This window comes from Ruegeria sp. CDSB029 (assembly GCF_059611125.1).
This window is the reverse complement of record NZ_JBXWOX010000019.1, coordinates 1-18,285: the sequence shown is the minus strand read 5'-3', so window position 1 is coordinate 18,285 and position 18,285 is coordinate 1. Positions and strand designations below refer to the sequence as shown.

General features: G+C 54.8%; 17 protein-coding genes and 1 pseudogene. 14 read left to right on the top strand and 4 right to left on the bottom strand.

From position 1 onward, the window contains the following. The first annotated feature begins 109 nt into the window (after positions 1 to 109). From AC2FI8_RS18880 to speB, 9 genes are all read left to right on the top strand, one after another. On the top strand, positions 110 to 403 hold the full coding sequence (locus AC2FI8_RS18880; protein WP_496768865.1) for a (2Fe-2S)-binding protein: 294 nt from the start codon (positions 110 to 112) through the stop codon (positions 401 to 403). Beyond that, positions 351 to 836 carry a bacterioferritin gene (gene bfr, locus AC2FI8_RS18875; protein ID WP_496780550.1) on the top strand — a complete coding sequence of 162 codons (486 nt, stop codon included), beginning with the start codon at positions 351 to 353 and terminating at the stop codon, positions 834 to 836. Before AC2FI8_RS18880 ends, bfr begins: the two co-directional genes overlap by 53 nt. After that, positions 796 to 2,343 (top strand): di-heme oxidoreductase family protein, encoded by a 1,548-nt coding sequence (locus tag AC2FI8_RS18870; protein WP_496768869.1) that lies wholly within the window; start codon positions 796 to 798, stop codon positions 2,341 to 2,343. Before bfr ends, AC2FI8_RS18870 begins: the two co-directional genes overlap by 41 nt. 3 nt (positions 2,344 to 2,346) lie before the next feature. Beyond that, positions 2,347 to 3,357 (top strand): imelysin family protein, encoded by a 1,011-nt coding sequence (locus AC2FI8_RS18865; protein WP_496780549.1) that lies wholly within the window; start codon positions 2,347 to 2,349, stop codon positions 3,355 to 3,357. A gap of 3 nt (positions 3,358 to 3,360) precedes the next feature. Next, a complete protein-coding gene (locus tag AC2FI8_RS18860; RefSeq protein WP_496780548.1) occupies positions 3,361 to 4,446 on the top strand; it encodes a DUF1513 domain-containing protein in 1,086 nt (361 codons plus the stop codon). A gap of 101 nt (positions 4,447 to 4,547) precedes the next feature. After that, positions 4,548 to 6,437, top strand: coding sequence for a biosynthetic arginine decarboxylase (gene speA / locus AC2FI8_RS18855; RefSeq protein WP_496780547.1), 1,890 nt, complete (start codon positions 4,548 to 4,550; stop codon positions 6,435 to 6,437). Positions 6,438 to 6,459: 22 nt separating this feature from the next. After that, positions 6,460 to 7,683, top strand: a complete 1,224-nt coding sequence (locus AC2FI8_RS18850; protein ID WP_472722978.1) for a saccharopine dehydrogenase family protein — start codon at positions 6,460 to 6,462, stop codon at positions 7,681 to 7,683. Between the two features lie 75 nt (positions 7,684 to 7,758). Next, positions 7,759 to 8,928, top strand: a complete 1,170-nt coding sequence (nspC, locus tag AC2FI8_RS18845) for a carboxynorspermidine decarboxylase (RefSeq protein WP_496780546.1) — start codon at positions 7,759 to 7,761, stop codon at positions 8,926 to 8,928. Continuing rightward, positions 8,925 to 9,767 carry an agmatinase gene (speB, locus tag AC2FI8_RS18840; protein WP_496733768.1) on the top strand — a complete coding sequence of 281 codons (843 nt, stop codon included), beginning with the start codon at positions 8,925 to 8,927 and terminating at the stop codon, positions 9,765 to 9,767. Before nspC ends, speB begins: the two co-directional genes overlap by 4 nt. Here the strand turns inward: speB and AC2FI8_RS18835 are convergent. Then, positions 9,764 to 10,354, bottom strand: a complete 591-nt coding sequence (locus AC2FI8_RS18835) for an HD domain-containing protein (protein WP_058278402.1) — start codon at positions 10,352 to 10,354, stop codon at positions 9,764 to 9,766. The two genes, speB and AC2FI8_RS18835, sit on opposite strands and share 4 nt — an antisense overlap. A gap of 100 nt (positions 10,355 to 10,454) precedes the next feature. Between AC2FI8_RS18835 and AC2FI8_RS18830 the strand changes: the two genes are divergently transcribed. Then, positions 10,455 to 11,285: a LysR family transcriptional regulator gene (locus AC2FI8_RS18830; RefSeq protein ID WP_496780545.1), complete on the top strand. Its 831-nt coding sequence runs from the start codon at positions 10,455 to 10,457 to the stop codon at positions 11,283 to 11,285. Here the strand turns inward: AC2FI8_RS18830 and lptF are convergent. Then, positions 11,282 to 12,421 (bottom strand): LPS export ABC transporter permease LptF, encoded by a 1,140-nt coding sequence (gene lptF, locus AC2FI8_RS18825; protein WP_496780544.1) that lies wholly within the window; start codon positions 12,419 to 12,421, stop codon positions 11,282 to 11,284. The two genes, AC2FI8_RS18830 and lptF, sit on opposite strands and share 4 nt — an antisense overlap. Positions 12,422 to 13,400: 979 nt before the next feature. Between lptF and AC2FI8_RS18820 the strand changes: the two genes are divergently transcribed. From AC2FI8_RS18820 to AC2FI8_RS18805, 4 genes are all read left to right on the top strand, one after another. Further along, entirely contained in the window at positions 13,401 to 14,534 is a 1,134-nt protein-coding gene (locus AC2FI8_RS18820) for a tyrosine-type recombinase/integrase (protein WP_496780543.1), read from the top strand. A 31-nt stretch (positions 14,535 to 14,565) separates the two neighbouring features. Then, positions 14,566 to 15,597, top strand: coding sequence for a hypothetical protein (locus tag AC2FI8_RS18815; protein WP_496780542.1), 1,032 nt, complete (start codon positions 14,566 to 14,568; stop codon positions 15,595 to 15,597). 112 nt (positions 15,598 to 15,709) lie between these two features. Beyond that, a complete protein-coding gene (locus AC2FI8_RS18810) occupies positions 15,710 to 15,907 on the top strand; it encodes a hypothetical protein (RefSeq protein ID WP_496780541.1) in 198 nt (65 codons plus the stop codon). A 249-nt stretch (positions 15,908 to 16,156) separates the two neighbouring features. Then, positions 16,157 to 16,903, top strand: a complete 747-nt coding sequence (locus tag AC2FI8_RS18805; protein WP_496780540.1) for a hypothetical protein — start codon at positions 16,157 to 16,159, stop codon at positions 16,901 to 16,903. A gap of 352 nt (positions 16,904 to 17,255) precedes the next feature. On the opposite strand, the gene AC2FI8_RS18800 is transcribed toward AC2FI8_RS18805, so the two are convergent. Together AC2FI8_RS18800 and AC2FI8_RS18795 are read right to left on the bottom strand one after the other, a co-directional pair. Continuing rightward, entirely contained in the window at positions 17,256 to 17,756 is a 501-nt protein-coding gene (locus AC2FI8_RS18800; protein WP_496780539.1) for a hypothetical protein, read from the bottom strand. A 122-nt stretch (positions 17,757 to 17,878) separates the two neighbouring features. Continuing rightward, a pseudogene (locus AC2FI8_RS18795) lies at positions 17,879 to 18,285 on the bottom strand (hypothetical protein); the annotation flags it as partial.

Below are 18,285 nucleotides of genomic sequence, written 5' to 3'. Positions count from 1 at the left end.
TTTCACACCGCCTCCAAATCTTGTGAGGTACCTTTGATCTGTTGCCTCTGGACGTTTCTAAATTAACTTACTAATACAGTAAGAAATACAACTCAGAGCCCTGATTGCTATGATCGTATGCCACTGCACAAACATCTCGGATCACGATATCCGCGCAGCTATCGACTGGATGCGCACGTCTGATCCTTACGCGGTCATTACACCTGGTAAAATCTACCATGCCCTTGGAAAATCAGCAGATTGTGGCGGGTGCATGCCGCTTTTTCTAGACTCGATGCGCTCCAGCGATAAGTTGGAGGTCCCGATGCAGCTTCGCGCACTTCGCAGCGAGGCAACACAGGAGAATGCAGATGAAGGGCGACCCCAAGGTCATAGAATATCTCAACAAATCTCTGCGGCATGAACTGACGGCGGTCAGCCAGTATTGGCTGCATTACCGCCTGCAAGAGGATTGGGGCCTCGGCCACATGGCCAAGAAAAGCCGCGAAGAATCCATCGAAGAAATGGGGCACGCGGACAAGCTGATCGAGCGAATCATTTTCCTGGGCGGTCACCTGAACTTGCAACAACTTGACCCGTTGCGCATTGGCCAGACCCCAAAAGAGACGTTGGAATGTGATCTGGCCGCAGAGGTCGACGCCCGGGCCTTGTACAAGGAAGCGCGCGAATACTGTCAGAGCGCTGGCGACTACGTCACTATGTCTCTGTTTGAAGGATTGCTGGCGGATGAGGAAGGGCATATCGATTTCCTCGAAACGAGGCTGGACCTGTACGAAAGGATTGGCGAAGCCAATTATGCGCAACTCAACGCATCGAAAATGGACGAAGGCGAGTAAGCTTGCCCTTTTGCCGGTGGCCGCGCTTGCGGCTACCCAATCCCTGTCGGCAGAGCTGCGGGATCTTCACCTCAACTACCTTCCCAGAACTGAAGACGAACATGCAAGGATTGCGCGGGTTACCGCCGCACCTGTCGAATTCAGCGCGCCTCAGCGCTTTGAAGAGCTGCCAGGTGGGGCCGCAACTGTCCGCGCGCGCATCGACGCAGATGCGTTCTCGCAGCCCTCAGGCAACCTGAGTTTCGAGCAGGAGCTGGACTTCAAAGTCGGCAACGGCCTGTTCAAGAAGATCTGGGTGTCTTCCCCGTCTTCCACGTTGGCCTCAGATGGGTTGGGGCCGCTATATAACGCACGATCCTGTCAACGCTGTCACATCAAAGACGGGCGTGGGCATACTCCCAACGGCCCCGATGATAACGCAATTTCGATGTTCCTGCGCGTGTCTATCCCCGGAACCCCCGAGGACGGATACGCCGAGATCGAAGACTACTTCGCCACCCGTCCCGAACCGAATTACGGCAGGCAAATGCAGGATCTGGCCCTTCCCGGCCACCCGGCAGAGTACCGGCTTGATATCACTTACGAAGACGTTCCCGTCACTTTGTCAGATGGGGAAGTCGTCACTTTGCGGCGTCCTACGTACGAAGCTGCCGATCTGGGTTATGGCCCTTTGCATCCTGACGCGATGATCAGCCCCCGCGTGGCTCCGCAGATGATCGGCCTGGGCTTGCTCGAGGCGATCCCGGTACAAGACCTACTGTCGAATGCGGACCCGGAAGATGAGGATGGCGACGGAATATCCGGCCGGCCTAACATCGTATGGGCAGTTGAATATGGCGCGCCGATGATGGGCCGGTTTGGTCATAAGGCGGGCATGCCCACGATCATGGAGCAATCCGCTGCAGCCTTTGCCGGTGATATCGGCATTTCCAGCCCCCTCTATCCGGCTGCGCACGGCGATTGCACGGCGGCGCAGGTGGATTGCGTAAACGCTCCACACGGCGATGGCGACGACCGGACCTTTGAAATTGATCAGGTCGGCATGGATCTGGTCGCGTTCTACAGCCGCAATCTGGGTGTACCGGCCCGCCGCGATTTGGACGATCCTCAGGTGTTGCGCGGCAAGCAGGTGTTCCATGACACCGGCTGTGCATCCTGCCACACGCCCTCTTTCGTGACACATCGCATGGAAGACCGCCCCGAGCATAGTTTTCAGCTGATCTGGCCCTATTCGGACCTGCTGCTGCACGACATGGGCGAAGCGCTTGCCGATAACCGGCCCGAGGCCCGCGCCACGGGTCGTGAATGGCGGACACCACCACTTTGGGGGATCGGACTGACCCAACAGGTATCGGGCCATACGCAGTTTCTGCATGATGGGCGGGCGCAATCGTTGCTCGAGGCGATCCTGTGGCACGGCGGTGAGGCGCAGACAGCGCGTGACACGGTCGTCGGGATGCCTAAGCCTGACCGCGATGCCCTTATCCGTTTTTTGGAAAGCCTTTGACCCATGCGCGCCTTCGTACTTGCTCTTTCCCTGACATTGCCGTTGGGCGCAAACGCACAAGATCGCGAGCCGATCCTGTCCGACGCCATCGAGGCTCATATCCTACCCGGCTATTCCGCCCTGTCAGAATCCACCAACGCTTTGGCCGATGCTGCGCAGGCGGATTGTGACCCGAACTCGACCCAGCTTCGCAATGCATACAACGACGCGTTTGACGATTGGATTTCGGTTAGTCATCTGCGCTTTGGCCCATCCGAAGTCGAGGACCGCGCCTTTGCATTAGCGTTTTGGCCCGATACCAAGGGATTCACCCCTAAAGCACTGTCCAGCCTGATTTCTGCTGAGGATACAGCCATTCAATCCCCGGATGCCTTTGCGGAAACCTCCGTGGCCGGCCGCGGTTTTTTCGCGCTGGAACTGATGCTCTACGATCCACGCTTCACCGATCTGGGCAGAGCCGAGTATCGCTGCGCGCTGATGCAGGCCATAACCGCAGACATCAACTGCAATGCCGGGGCAATTGATGCAGATTGGGCGGACTACGCACGCGCATTGGCAAACCCGGGTGAGAACAGTCCATACCGGTCTGAAGACGAAGCCATGCAAGAGCTTTACAAGGCCCTGACGACCGGTCTGGAATTCACCGCCGAAACCCGCCTTGGTCGCCCATTGGGAAGTTTCGACCGTCCCCGCCCCAAACGCGCCGAGGCGCGGCGTTCGGAACGTTCACTGCGCCACGTGCAGCTGTCTCTGACCGCCTTGCGTGACCTTGCCGCGCGCCTGTCGGCAGATCATCCGGACATCGCGGCAAATCTGGACGGCGCATTCGCTGCAGCCATCGACCGGGCGCAGTCGCTGAACGATCCGGCGTTTGCCGGGGTGGCAAACCTGCAGGGAAGGTTCCGCCTTGAGGCACTACAGCAATCCATCAACAATATCCGCGCCATTGCCTCGACCGAGCTTGGCCCCACACTGGGCATCAATGCCGGGTTCAACTCACTGGACGGGGACTGAACCATGACCAACCGTCGACGCTTCCTAGCCGGGCTGGCTGCCGCTAGCCTTGCACCCATGCGTGGATGGTCTGCTGTCGGTGCGCCGGATTACCTTGCTGCGGCGCTGTTCCCGGATGGGACTTATCGGCTGGCCGGGATGGACGCGGGTGGCGACATCCTGTTTTCTCTGCCGTTGCCCGCGCGCGGGCACGCGGCGGCGGCGCATCCCCACCACGCGCAGGCGGTGGCTTTTGCGCGCCGTCCGGGAACATTTGCAATCATCGTCGACTGCGCGACCGGCACACAGACCGCTGTTTTAGAAGCCCCAAAAGGCCGCCATTTCTATGGGCACGGCGTGTTCTCAACCGATGGAACACAGCTGTTCACCACTGAAAACGATTTTGAGACCGGTCAGGGCGTGATTGGTGTCTGGAAAACAGATGACTACACACGAATTCGCGAGTTCGCTTCGGGCGGTGTCGGTCCCCATGAGATGCGTCTCATGCCAGATGGTCGCACATTGGTTGTGGCAAATGGCGGGATCGAAACCCACCCAGAAACAGGAAGAACCAAGCTCAACCTGCCCGTGATGCAACCGCGCTTGACCTATCTGGACCAAAATGGCAGGGTTCTGGAGCAGGTAGAGCTGCCACAAGCCTTGCACAAAAACTCGATCCGCCACCTGGCCGTGCGATCCGACGGTCTGGTCGGATTCGCGATGCAATGGCAGGGCGATACATCGCAACAACCACCCCTGCTGGGCCTGCATCGTCGTGGTGAAAACCCTCGGCTGCTTAGCGCCCCCGACGCTGACCAAAGCACGTTGCAGGGATATGCGGGCAGCATCGCCTTTTCCGGTGCAGGCGAAACAGTCGCCATCACCTGTCCCCGCGGCAATGCCCTGCACCGTTTTCGGGTCACGGATGGACAGCTTGATGGCGTCTTCCTGCACGAGGATGTTTGCGGCCTTGGCACCGCATCAAACGGGTTTGTGTTTACAACCGGGACTGGTGTGATCGGGCAATTGTCCACAAACAAAGCCCAAATATCCAACCGGTCTAATTGCCAATGGGACAATCATCTGATCCCAATTCGTGCTACCGCATAAATTCGGAAAACTCCGCCCCATAGATTACACTTGGAAGAATCATATAGCTGCCGTATTGGCGGGCGCGAAACTGGCACCCTGACTTACAAGGACTGACTTGATTGAAACACACGCCCGACGCACCGCATTCCATCTACGGAGTTGAGAAATGGGGCAAAGGTCTCATTGAGGTGACGGAGCAGGGCGAAATCGGTCTGCGTAATCCCATGGCACCCGAGGCTAAAGCGATCAGCTTACCGGGTATTCTCAGTGATCTGGATGAACGTGGCATCAAGGCCCCGATGATCCTGCGCGTCAGTTCCTATCTGGAACACGAGATTGTCCACATTAACGAGAGCTTTCGCGATGCGATTGCGCGCACCGGCTACAAGGGCAGCTATCGCGGTGTCTTCCCGATCAAGGTGAACCAGCAGGCGCAAGTGGTCGACCGGATCGTCGAGTTCGGCAAGAAATACAACTACGGGCTCGAGGCCGGATCCAAACCCGAACTGGTGGTCGCGCTGGCGCACCGTCTCGCCCCCGAGGCGTTGATTGTCTGCAACGGCGTCAAAGATGCCGAATTCATTCAGTTGGCCATCCTCAGCCGCAAGATTGGGTTCAACACGGTCATTGTGTTGGAAAGCCCGAAAGAGGCTGACACGGTGATCCAGGTCTATAACGAACTGGGCATCGAACCCCTGATCGGTGTGCGGGTCAAACTGACCAACCAGATCAGCGGTAAGTGGGAGGAAAGTTCGGGCGACCGGTCCGCCTTTGGTATGAACACCGATCAGCTGGTCGCCACGGTGGATAAGCTGAAAGCGGCGGGCCTGCTGCATTGCCTAAAACTACAGCACTCACACCTTGGTTCGCAGGTGCAGGACGTCAACGATGTGCGCCGCGCGGTGGGCGAAGCCTGCCGGTATTACACCGAACTGACGCGCGAAGGCGTGCCGCTCACCCATCTGGACCTCGGCGGCGGTATGGGCGTGGATTACACAGGTGAGAAGAAGGCCGCCGAGAACTCGATCAACTACACGGTCGAGGAGTACTGCGCCAATGTTGTCGAGACCGTCGCCTACGCGATGGATGAGGCAGAAGTGAACCACCCTACGTTGGTTACCGAAAGCGGCCGCGCCGTGGTGGCGACATCGTCGATGCTGGTGTTCAACGTGCTGGAAAGCACGCTTTACGATGCGCCCAACGGCCCAGAGGTCGAAGCGGACGATCACCATCTGGTCTCAGATCTTGCGGCGATCAACGGCTATCTCAGCAGCGACCGACTGCAGGAATGCTGGAACGACGCGAATTTCTACCGCAACGAACTGCGCGCGCTGTTCCGCCGCGGCTATGTGGACCTGCGCCAGATGGCCCGCGCCGAACGGATCTATCTGTCGCTGATGGCCCGTCTCAAGGCACTGGCCGCAAGCGACGATCTGGACACGGATGTCGATGATCAGCTTGAGAAAGTGGCCGATATCTATCACTGCAACTTCTCGCTGTTCCAGTCGCTGCCTGATGTCTGGGCGATCGACCAGTTACACCCAATTGTGCCCCTGCAGGGCCTGAACCAAACGCCTGATCGTCGCGCGGTTCTCTCCGATATCACTTGCGACAGCGACGGGAAGATTGACCAGTTCATCCTGGCCGACGGTGTCTCGCCCAGCCTGCCTGTGCACTCCCTGCCCGAAGATCGGGAATACCTCATGGGTGTTTTCTTTGTCGGGGCCTATCAGGAAACACTGGGCGATTTGCACAACCTGTTCGGCGACACGAACGTCGTTACCATCGACCTGCGCGCGGACGGCGGCTTTGACCTGCTGCACGAGCAAGAGGGCGACACGATCAGCCAGGTTCTGTCGTATGTCGAGTTCGACCCCAACGATTGTGTCGCCGCGTTCCGCAAAATGGTGGACGAGGCGATCTCGACCGGTACTCTGATGGCCAAGGACCGCAAAACCCTGATGAGCGCCTATCGCGACTCCATCAACGGCTACACCTATTACGAATAACTCCAGAGAGGAGATGACCCCCATGGGAACTTTGAGTGGCAAAACACTGGTTGTCGGCGCAGGCGGCGTATCGCACGCGGCCGTGCACAAGATGGCAATGAATTCGGATATCTTTACCGAAATCACATTAGCCAGCCGCACGAAATCGAAATGCGACGCCATCGCCAAGGCAGTGAAAGATCGCGTGGGCGTTGACATCGCCACGGCGGAGCTGGACGCCTATAAGGTCGAAGATACCGTCAAGCTGATCAAGGAAACCGGGGCCGAACTGCTGGTGAACCTCGCCCTGCCCTATCAGGATCTGGTGCTAATGGATGCGTGTCTTGAGGCGGGCATTCATTATCTCGACACTGCGAACTATGAACCCGAAGACGTGGCCAAGTTCGAATACCACTGGCAATGGGCCTATCAGGACCGGTTCAAAGAGGCTGGCCTGACCGCCATCCTCGGCTCGGGCTTCGATCCGGGTGTAACCAGCGTGTTCGCCAAATGGCTGAAGAAACACAAGCTGGACACCATTCGCCAGATCGACGTGCTGGATGCCAATGGCGGCTCGAACGATCAGGAATTCGCCACCAACTTCAACCCCGAGATCAACCTGCGCGAAGTGCTGGCCGAAGTGCGCCACTGGGAAAACGGCGCATGGCATACCAGCCCGGCGATGACCACAAAAGTCGAATACGACTTCCCCGCCATCGGCCAGAAAAACATGTACCAGATGTATCACGAGGAATTGGAGTCGCTTACAACTCACTTCCCCGAAATTGAGCGTGCCCGCTTCTGGATGACCTTCGGCGACGCCTACATCACCCACGCCAAGGTGCTGGAAAATGTCGGCATGACCCGCATCGACCCGGTGATGCACGACGGCAAGGAAATCATTCCGATCCAGTTCCTGAAAACCCTGCTGCCCGATCCCGGCGATCTGGGTGCCGAAACCAAAGGCAAAGCCTGCATCGGCGACATCGCCACGGGTCAGGCCAAGGACGGCTCAGGCGAGAAGACCTATTACATCTACAACATCTGCGATCACGAAGAATGCTATGCAGAAGTCGGCAGCCAGGCTGTCAGCTACACCACGGGCGTCCCCGCCATGATCGGTGCGGCGCAGGTGCTGAAAGGCAACTGGTCCGAGCCCGGCGTATGGAACATGGAACAGCTGGATCCGGACAACTTCATGGACATGCTGAACGAGCACGGTCTGCCGTGGCAGGTCCACGAGCTTGACGGTCCGGTCGAGTTCTAATTTTATCGTTTCCAAAATACTCCGGGGATCCGGGGGCAGAGCCCCCGGCCTCTCCACAATTCGGAGGTGCCGGACATGTCCGACATGATGACCACACAGGCCGGAGATGCCGGAGCCTTTCGCAGCTTTGACCTGAGCCGCGTGCCAAGCCCCTGCTTCGTGGTTGATGAAAAAGCCGTCGAGCGGAACCTGACCATTCTCTCCGATATTGGAACCCGATCCGGCGCCCATGTGCTGAGCGCGCTCAAGGCATTCTCGATGTTCTCGCTCGCCCCGCTTGTCCGCCAACATCTTGGCGGCACATGCGCGTCCGGCATTTTCGAAGCACGGCTGGGTCGCGAAGAATATGGAGGCGAGGTCGCGACCTTCTGCGCCGGGTACAAGGACGCGGACGTCGATGAAATTCTGTCGTTGTCCGATCACATCATATTCAACTCACCAGCGCAAAAAGACCGGTTTCTTGCCAAAGCTCGGAACGCTGGCGTTCAGGTCGGTCTGCGCATAAACCCGGAACATTCCGAAGGCGAGATCCCAAAATATGACCCCTGTGCGCCCTGCTCTCGCCTTGGCACCCCAATCAATCAGTTGACGACCGACGAATTGACCGGGGTTGATGGCCTGCACATGCACACGCTCTGCGAACAAGGGTTCGCGCCATTGCAGCGCACTTGGGAAGCCGTCCTGCCAAAACTCAAGCCCTTCCTCGGCCAACTCAAATGGCTGAACTTTGGAGGCGGCCATCATATCACGCGCGACGACTATGACCGCGACGGGCTGGTGGCGTTCATCCGGGACATCCGCGAGACATACGGCATCGATGTCTATCTCGAACCCGGTGAGGCGGTCGCGCTGGACGCAGGTATCTTGGTCGGCGAAATCCTCGACCTGCCAAGCAATGGCATGAACCTTGCAATCACCGATATCTCGGCCACCTGCCACATGCCTGACGTGATCGAAGCCCCCTATCGTCCCGCCCTGATGGATGAGGCCGAAGCAGGCCACACCTACCGTCTGGGCGGCCCCTCCTGTCTGGCCGGTGACGTGATCGGGGATTACACATGGGATCAGCCACTGGAAATCGGCCAACGCTTTGCCTTCCTGGATCAGGCGCACTATTCGATGGTCAAGACCAACACGTTCAACGGTGTTCCTCTGCCTACCATCGCCTTGTGGAACAGCGAAACAGACGAACTGAAGATCATCAAACAGTTCGGCTATGACGACTTTAAGGACAGACTCTCATGAGCATTTTCCTCGACAGTGAACTGACCGAAGCCGAGCGGACTGAAGATGCCCGCTTTCGCGTGATCCCGGTGCCGCTGGAGCGCACGGTTTCTTACGGCTCGGGCACGGCCAAAGGGCCTGATGCCATTATCGAGGCCAGCAATGAGCTGGAACGCATTACCGGACATGCTGAACCATGCGTCGAGGGGATCTTCACCGAAGACCCGGTCGATTGCGATGCTTCGCTTGCTGAGATCATGGACCGCCTTTCCCAGCGCACCGAAGCCGCTGTTCGCGCGGGCAAGGTTCCGGTGACTTTGGGCGGAGAGCATTCCCTCAGCTACGGTGCCGTTGTGGGTGTGGCGCGCGCATTAGGTCAGCCAATCGGCATCGTTCAGATCGACGCCCATGCCGACCTGCGCAATGCCTATCAGGGGGAAAAACACTCCCATGCTTCGGTCATGCACCTGCTGGCCGAAGAAGGCGTTCGATTGGCTCAGTTCGGTGTCCGCGCCTTTTCGACTGAAGAGGCACAAAGCCGCCTGAAAAACCACATCTTCCACGTGGATGCAGAAGATCTGGTCACAGGCAATATCCACGCTGTCGACCTGCCAGAGGATTTTCCCGAGCTGGTCTATGTCAGTTTCGATGTCGACGGGCTGGACCCGGCGATCATGCCCGCCACGGGAACTCCGGTGCCGGGTGGTTTGGGATATTATCAGGCTCTGCGGCTGGTTGAACACGCCCTGAAAGGCCGCACATTCGTGGGCTTCGACGTGGTGGAGTTGGCCCCGAACGGCAATGCCGCCTGGGACTTCACCGCCGCGCAGATCGTTTATCGCCTGATGGCTGCCTGTTAACCCTCGGACGTTTCGTTCAGTTCCATATGGCCTTCGCCCTTGTTCAGGACGCGGCGCAGCATGGGTTCAAAGAACTCAAGCGGTTTGGTCGGATACTCGGGATCAAACGCCTTCTGATCGTATTCATGGCAGAAGTAACGGCAGTCCTCCCAATAGGGGCTGTCGCGGTACTTGTCGCGGGCGTTACGATCGCCTCCCAGGTGGTGATTGTAGTAATAGCCTTGGAATACGCAGTGGTGTTTTAATATCCAGTGGGTTTTCTCGCTGACATAAGGTTTCATCATCGCTGCCGACAGCTCACCGTGGTTATACGGTGACAGAATATCTCCGGTGTCATGGATCAGTGCCGCGACCACCAGTTCTTCATCTGCACCATCCTCATAGGCACGCGTCGCGGCCTGAAGGCTGTGCTGGTAACGATTGACCGGGTATGGCGTCCACGCCTCGTCCAGGGAACGGATCGCGTCCAGGATTCGGTCTGGAAGGGCGGCGTTGAACGCCTCTTCATACTCCATGACGGCGTCCCAATCGGCTTTGGTCGCCTCCTCAAAACTGGTCCAGGTGGGTTTGTGGCTTTTGTCCAGCATGATGTTTCCTCTGGCTGATCTGTTACGGCCAGTATATCCGAAGGCAACAGCTGAAAAAAATGAATTGATTTTATCGCTTCGATCAAAAAATACTTTCGACATGCAAATCAAAGCCCTTGAGACATTTTTGTGCGTTGCAGACATCGGTGGCTTCCATGCCGCTGCACGGCACCTAAACATCACTCAGACAGCGGTCAGCGCCCGTATCAAACTGATCGAAGAGGAAACCGGAAAGCCCTTGTTCACTCGGGGCGCAGGCGGCACCAACCTGACAGAATTCGGACGGCAGTTTCGACCCTATGCCGAGCAGATGTTGTCCTTGTGGTCCTTCGCCTCTCGTGACCTTCCGGGGCAGACACCGCACCGGATCGCCCTTCGCCTTGGTGCACAGCTCAGCGTTTGGGATCCATTACTGGTCGATCTGGCCGTTCGCTATGAACAACGCCATGGCCAGCTACTACTGACCCTGAACTACGATCATGACCTCAACATGGTCGAGGCCGTGGCGACGCATGTATTGGATGCCGCACTGACCCACGAAAAACCATCTGATCGGCGCGTTCTATATCACGAACTGGCACCGGAACGTTTATTGCTGGTCGAAACCCTCGGCGCGGGCAAAGACCCAGTTTTCGTAAATCTCGAGTTAGGCGAAGTTTATCAGGACCACGTGCGGTCAGCAGCGCGCAAAGCGGCAGGACAGACGCTTTTTTTGGGCAATTGCATGATGGGCCTGCGGTATGTTTTGCAGCGCGGCGGCACGGGGTACTTTCCCGAATATGTTATTCGGGATCAATTGAACGAAGGCACCTTTGTGCCGGTTACCGAAGCGATAGACCTGATGTTGCCGCTTTATCTGGTGACCCGGCGGGACAGCGAAGCCTTCGATGACGTGGTGGCCTGCCTGACCGAACTGCGTGCGGCGGATTAAGCTTGAGACAAGGCTCCATTCGCCCCCCGCGATCGGGTGCGCAGCAATGGCCGCCCGGCGATCAACAGGAACACGCATGAAATCAAGACGCCGACAATCGCCGGAAGATAAAGCAAAATCCACAGGTTTGGATCATCAATCACGACCGGGGACACAAAGCCCCGGACCCCCTCCAACAGGACCAAAATCGTGAAAGCTCCGAATATCTGTGGCCACAGCCCAAAGCGCGAAAAACTGCCCAGCATCAGCGTTGAAAAACCAGCCATCGCCACCGCGATACAAATGGCGATCCATGAAAAACGCTGATGCAGCTCTTCGATCAGTTCCCCTTCCGAGAACTGCTCGGTCGCAAGAATACTTTCCCGGCCCTGCAACAACTCGAGCGTTGGGATCGCCTCAAGACTGCGCATGGCGTTGGTGTCTGAATTTGTGAGTTCCGAGATGTCATAAGAGGCATCCGCAAAAAGTGTCGAAGACAGCGTCCTGCCTTCCGGGTTCAGGCGCAATGCGATCCCGTCCACCATCACCAGATGAATGCCGGAGCCATTGTTGACCAGATAGGCCGTCTTGCTGGAATAGCTGACCGGGCTCTCTTCATCCCGACGATCCGAAACAAAAACCTCGGACAGCGTGCCATCCAAATCAATTTTCCCAATGTAGACCGTAACGCCTTGCGCGGGGTGCAGAAATTCACCCTCATTTAAAAGCTGGGCAGTGACGTCTCCGGCAACCTCGGCCTGGCGCTGCTCTAGCTGCTCCACCGATGCAGGGCGCAGAAAGACACTGATCGCGGCCATCATCAGACCGGTCAGGATGCCGAATACGAACACTGGGCGCGCTAATCTCCAAGGGCTGGTCCCTGTGGCCAGCATCACCGTCATCTCGCTTTCGCGGCTCAGGCGGTTGGTGGCATAGACAGCGGCGGCAAAAACCGCCATTGGCATCACGGTGCGGATAAGGGTCGGCAACGTCAGTGCGGTGAATTCCAGAAACACCATCGCGGGTTGGCCGCCGCTGATCACCCGGTCAAATAGGCTGACGGAACGGGTAATCCAGAACACACCCACCAGAACCAGGGTAAAAAAGCCGAACAGAATCAGCAGCTGCCGCAGGAAGTAACCATCAAAACGCGACATGAACCCTCTTCCGCCTGTCTGTTGTGGGCAGGACCATAGGCCATTCCAAAGGCGCAGGAAACCGGATTGATCGAATTGCGCGGCACCTGGCTAAACCAATGTTAACCCCATCTAAACCCCAGGTTCAACACAGCCGCCAATCTGAGTGGAATGAACAACCGAACACGCGATGGAGGAGAATATGATGGCCCACGCAGACTTCATCACCGAAATGGGCGTCTTTTGAAGACTCGTACATTCGCATGCGGCGTAAAGCCGGTTGGTTGTAGAAAATGGATCGGTCAGATTCAGCCGCCTTTAGACCCCCCGGGTCTCAAAATTCCCGTATGCAACACCGGCAAAGTTATCTACGCCACATATTTGCCATATTTCCTTTCAGTTGATACGGTCGCAAAAAAGGCGAATGCCGGTGGCCAAGATAGAGCAGCAGTCAAAATATTCTAAGAGCGTCGCAGCGCTCACCGTGCCAGAGTCCCTAAAGGGCAAACGCGGAGGGCTGTTCTATTTGCTTTGCGAAATGGAGCGAGCTCGGCTTATGAGACTGTACGGGCCGAACTTCGAAGACATCATCACAAAGTCGCCCTCGGACCAGGGCTCAAACAACGGTCGATTGGTCAGTATGCTCTCGGTCGACGAGTTCATATTTTTCTAGCAATCAATGCCTGGCAGTTGCGTTGTTCGAAAAGTTAAGAATCGCGTCTTGTGACCGGGTCCCTGCAGCCTCAGATTACACCCCAAATAATTGCAGGATACCTAGCTTGGGTTTCGTTCTTTACTATGAAACGGCCGCAGATCAATGAGGAAATGGCAGGGGCAGCAGGGTTCGAACCCGCGACCTACGGTTTTGGAGACCGTCGCCATAGCTTATGTCTAGATACTTAATCTTATTTAAGCATCTGTTTTTCATTGACTTTACGTACTTCTGAATATCCCTTAATCGGCACACATACACAAATTTCCGCACAAGAAACGCACAAAAATGATGACAAGACTTAATGAGAAAAAGGCTGGTGAACTTAAGCCTGCCAAAGCCGGATACGAAGTTCGCGACGAAATCGTTCGAGGCCTGCTATTGAGAGTCGGGAAAAAGGGGCATAAAGTCTGGGAGGTTGTTTTACATGTTGGAAAGCGGCGTCATCGACAACGTCTAGGGACTTACCCGGCAGTCTCCGTAAAGGATGCCCGAAAACGAGCGGAAGCTGCCAAAGAAAACACAACCGCCTTTAGAGCTGGAGACGGACCCAAAACAGTGTCCGACATCTTCGAGGCCTATAAAGCTGCTCGTAACAAAGAAATGAGAACTTGGCACGACGTTCAATCGGTCTGGAATGTGTGGGCCCGAGATCGCATTGGTCACGTTCGGGTCATAGACTTGAATGCTCATCACGGCCTGGACCTTCGAGGCCACGTTGCCAAGAACTCCTCCCCGCAAAGAGCCGGTGCAGTGATTAGGTACTTACGCCCAATGCTTCATTGGGCCGTAGATGAACAAATGATCGAAGCAAACCCTTGGGCGAGGCTCAAAGTCGGTGCCAAAGCACAGTCACGTGACAGAGTACTCTCCAAAAGCGAATGGCAATCCATTTGGGATGCATCCTTCCAGCTAGAATATCCGTTCGGGCCGTTCATCAGAACGCTAATGCTAACTGCTCAAAGATTGAACAACGTCGCCCAAATGCGGTGGGACGAGATTCAAGATGATCTTTGGACTATTCCTCGCGAAAAGATGAAAGCTACCAAATCCTCCGAAGCAAAAGCCCACGAAGTACCCTTTTCGAAAGCAGTTTCGGACTTGATAGCCAAACAACCAAACAGAGGGCCGTTTGTTTTCACTACTACGGGTGACAAGCCCATTCATCCAGGTTCCAAGATCAAAGCGAAGCTTCAGCATTTATCAGAAACAAATGATTGGCGGTTTCACGACATCCGAAGAACAGCCGCAACACGCATGACTTCGGGCAACTCGTCTGGAAAGACAAACAGATTTATCGTGGAGCGGGTACTAGGTCATGCTGATACGAGCGTGACAGCAGTCTATGATCGTGCAACTTACCGAAGTGAAAAACGTGACGCGTTAGAAGTATTGGCCGGTTCCGTAACCACCGATCTTTAGTCACGCCAACTCTGATAAAGACAGAAAGCGCATGGGCGAGATTTTCCTGAAAGCCGTAAAAATCCCAGACTATTGTTACTTGTCTGAGGTTGTAGAATGGGTCGCATTAGGCCGCATACCTGAGGTCATCCATAGTTGGAACGGCATCCAGGCGAGTTCCGATTCCGACTTGCGTTTCGATCCTGCAAACATGCCTAACAACTTTGGCTTATCACGCCAATTTCTCAACTGTTTCAGCAAAGAAGAATGCCTATTACACGATATTGAGTATGACGAAAAATATGCGGATTGCGCTTACTATGTTTGGAAACACAGTGAGGCTACGCAATTCCACCCTAGGTTCTTTGTCCCCGAACTTTCTAGGAAACCAATCAACACAGACTACGAAGGCGACCATGTCAAGTTCATGGAGGAACACGGCGCGGCGCTGAAGGAATTCAGCGTCAAAAGCGACTATGTTGCTGGACAAACGATCTATTCCGCGATTCTAGAGGAAGCGTGGGCGACAGTATATCAGCACATTCGATCCAATCAGATACTTGTTGAGGGTATGAGTTGGAAAGACTGGGACAAAATAGAGGCTGCGAAAGCAGACTTAAATGGTATTGAGATCAGCGAATTCGCTCCATTTAAGCCTATTCCCTCAACCGTAATAGGGCTTTCAATTCCTTGGGAAACGAATGCAATAGACAACGAGGACGAGTTCTTTAACCTACGCGTCAGCACCAATAACTTGAAGCAGATTTCGCCATTAGTTAACTCAGGAAAAGTGTCCTTCACCCGCATCGGTGACACGTTTTGCTATGACGATGAGAACTCACTGCCTGTCGCCAATACATCGAAGCGTCCTGGAAGGCCATCAATGATAAACTGGGACAAGGTGCAAAGTCAGTTCATTTCTGCGCATGTGAGGGGCGAAACACCTCCCAACAAAGAAGGCGCAATACATCATGTCATGGACATGGTGGCAAAGGAGTACTCAAAAGAGCCTGGCAGATCAACTGTACTTGGCCGGCTGAAGGACGCCTTTAACTTGGCCTATCCAAAATCCGTCGGAAACTAGGTGTCCACGATAAAACTATTTCCGACGGCATTTCCGCCTCTTATCTCTTTGATTTTATATGATACTTATGGCTCGATATGGTTATGAACTGATAACCATAATGGAGCAGAGAATGCCTATCGAGCACGACAAGTTTTACGCCCCAAGTGATCCTGCACTTAGGGCGATTGCGAAAACGCAAACCTTCGCACAGTGGCGCTACGAGAAACGGGGGCCATCTTACTTCAAGGCTGGGAGCCGGGTTCTGTACCAAGGGAAAGACCTGATTGATTGGCTGAAGCGGCATCGCATCGAACACGCTGCCCACTGACCCAGACCACGCTCTACTGAAGCAAAAAAACACACTTCAATTAGCTAACCCTCCAAGGGGTTAGCTAGGTTGAGTCATCGCGGCCAAACGCTACGACAGTGTTGGCCGAACGATATCTTTGTGGCTCAGCAGAAGTGCACAACCAATGGAAAAGTAAAAATGCACTCGAAAAACGCCGAAAGTTCCGATTTACGCCCACCCCCCCTATATAATAAAGCTCACGCGTCTCTATTTCCGTATGGGCCGCACTTGGAACCAAATAACTCTGAGTCTTTTAACTCAGTTTTGGTAGATTCCCTGAACCCAAAAAAAACGACTATTAAGAAATCCGAAGAGTTAAAAACTGGATCGCAGACTAAATTTCATGCCGCTGCATACAGGAGCTTTGAGGCGGGTTGGGAGTTAAACACGCTGTTAACAATTCGCCTGACCAGTTTTTGCGAAATAGAAGGCAGTCGGTATTTCAATCTTCATCCTTACGATCTTGTCAGGCTAATTGTTAGAAGACTAGGAAAATGGCTTACGAGAGAAAACAGGGGCTTACCGGTCGCCTATATTTGGGTGAGAGAAATCGTAAAACTACAGGGTGAGCACCTGCATCTAGCTTTGCACTTGCCTGAAGCCCACAGAAAATCATTTCTAGGTTTTTTGGATCGACTTTTAGACGAGCCAATCGCCACCCGACTGCGCCCGGTGTCCAAGAGAACTAGGGGTGAAATCGCTTGTAGCCAAAATGAACTGTGGCACGTAGCGGTAGAAGAGACCGATGGGAAGCCTCAATTCACTGGTTACTGGCTAGCCTCTTACCTCGGCAAGGGTGAGGCTTCTGAACGAAGATTTAGGGGTAAGCTAGTAAACAACTCCAGGAAACCAGAAAGGGGGAAATCGTTTGGTGGCAGCTTGAAGCACGCACGCTATGACGTAGCGCAAGGGCTGATTGAAGGTAACTATGCCAGGATCGGAAGATATGGAATCTCGCGTTCTATTTCCGGCTGAGGCTTAGCCCGAATTAAAACCGACGATTACCGTACAGCATGGCACGATTCAGTATGGCCATGCTGCCACCGCCGCACAGGTATCAATGTGGCTTGCAGTTATTGTCTGATGTGAGCCAAGACCCGCCACCTAAAATCAAAGGCATGCTGCACCTGCGTTCGGCGGGTCACAGCACCGAAGCAGACATTTAAATTCGTTCACCTTCGACGTGAAAGAATTCAAGCATGAGATCATAGTGTGGACTATCTGCTGGTGGATCCAGAAACAAGGCTCCGGAAGGTGCTGATGCGATGCCAGCAGACAGGCAACCGTGCGTGCCAGACATGAATCAGCTTCAATAGTCGGTCACGACCTAGTTCTTGAGTGGTTCAGGCTGTTCTGCCTGACATGCCAAAACGGCCTCAATGGCTTTTGAGGACCCACTCAGATCAAGCTCTACTTCGGTTCCACTTTCACCAATTATCGTGACGCTTTGGCGCTTTCCGAATTCGGTCACAAACGCGGGATTATCGAAAAAGGCATACCCCCCGGGGACGCCATTTTTAAAAACACCTACGGCTTCGCCTTCAAACTTTGCGTCACCAAAATCGAATTTCACGATACCGGTTGATCCGTCCTCAATCTGAACCCAGGTCGGATTGTAAGCGGCGAAGAAACCGCCAGCCTGATTGGGTGCTACGCCAATCTCAACTGTCATGTCGTCTTCAAAGGGCTTCCACGCGAGGCAGCCATTTCCTTTCTCGGGGTCGATCAAAATTTTCCAGTCGCCGGACTCACCCCACGGCTCCATACCAGCAGCAAGAGCGCCACTCGCGAGAAGCGTTACTATTGCGGTAAATGTCCAATTGATCATCTGGAACCCCAAAACGTTCTGAAAACTATTGCATCAATCCTACCCATTGCTCTGGATCAATCAAACTAATCCGACAACCTGCAAGCGGGGTTTAGTGGACCCAGAGTGGACTTGGTATTCTTTTACTCCGCTATATGAGCAAGCTTTCCATCCCATTCCTCAGTGGGAATCTTTGGACTTGGCGGGTCAGCCATGTAGGACGGTGTCATAATTTGCGTACCGTTCTCGTTGAACACTTCCACGATGTTTTGGTGTAAATCAGACACAATCTTAGGCAAACTCGATCCCCGAGACGTGTATGCGTTAATTTCGTAATTGATTGCGTAGTCGGCCAACTGTGTCCAAAGCACAAAAGGTTCCGGGCTTTTTCTCAATCCCTGTGTGCGATGAGCCGCCTCTATCAACATTGCCGTGATTTTTTTTGGCGGCTCCTCGTACCCGATCCCGACAGTTGTGTGTCCGTCTTCAGAGTTTTTCGGAGAGCTGAGGCGTTTTCGTAACGGAGGCTCTGGTTCGATTTCTGTTTGAG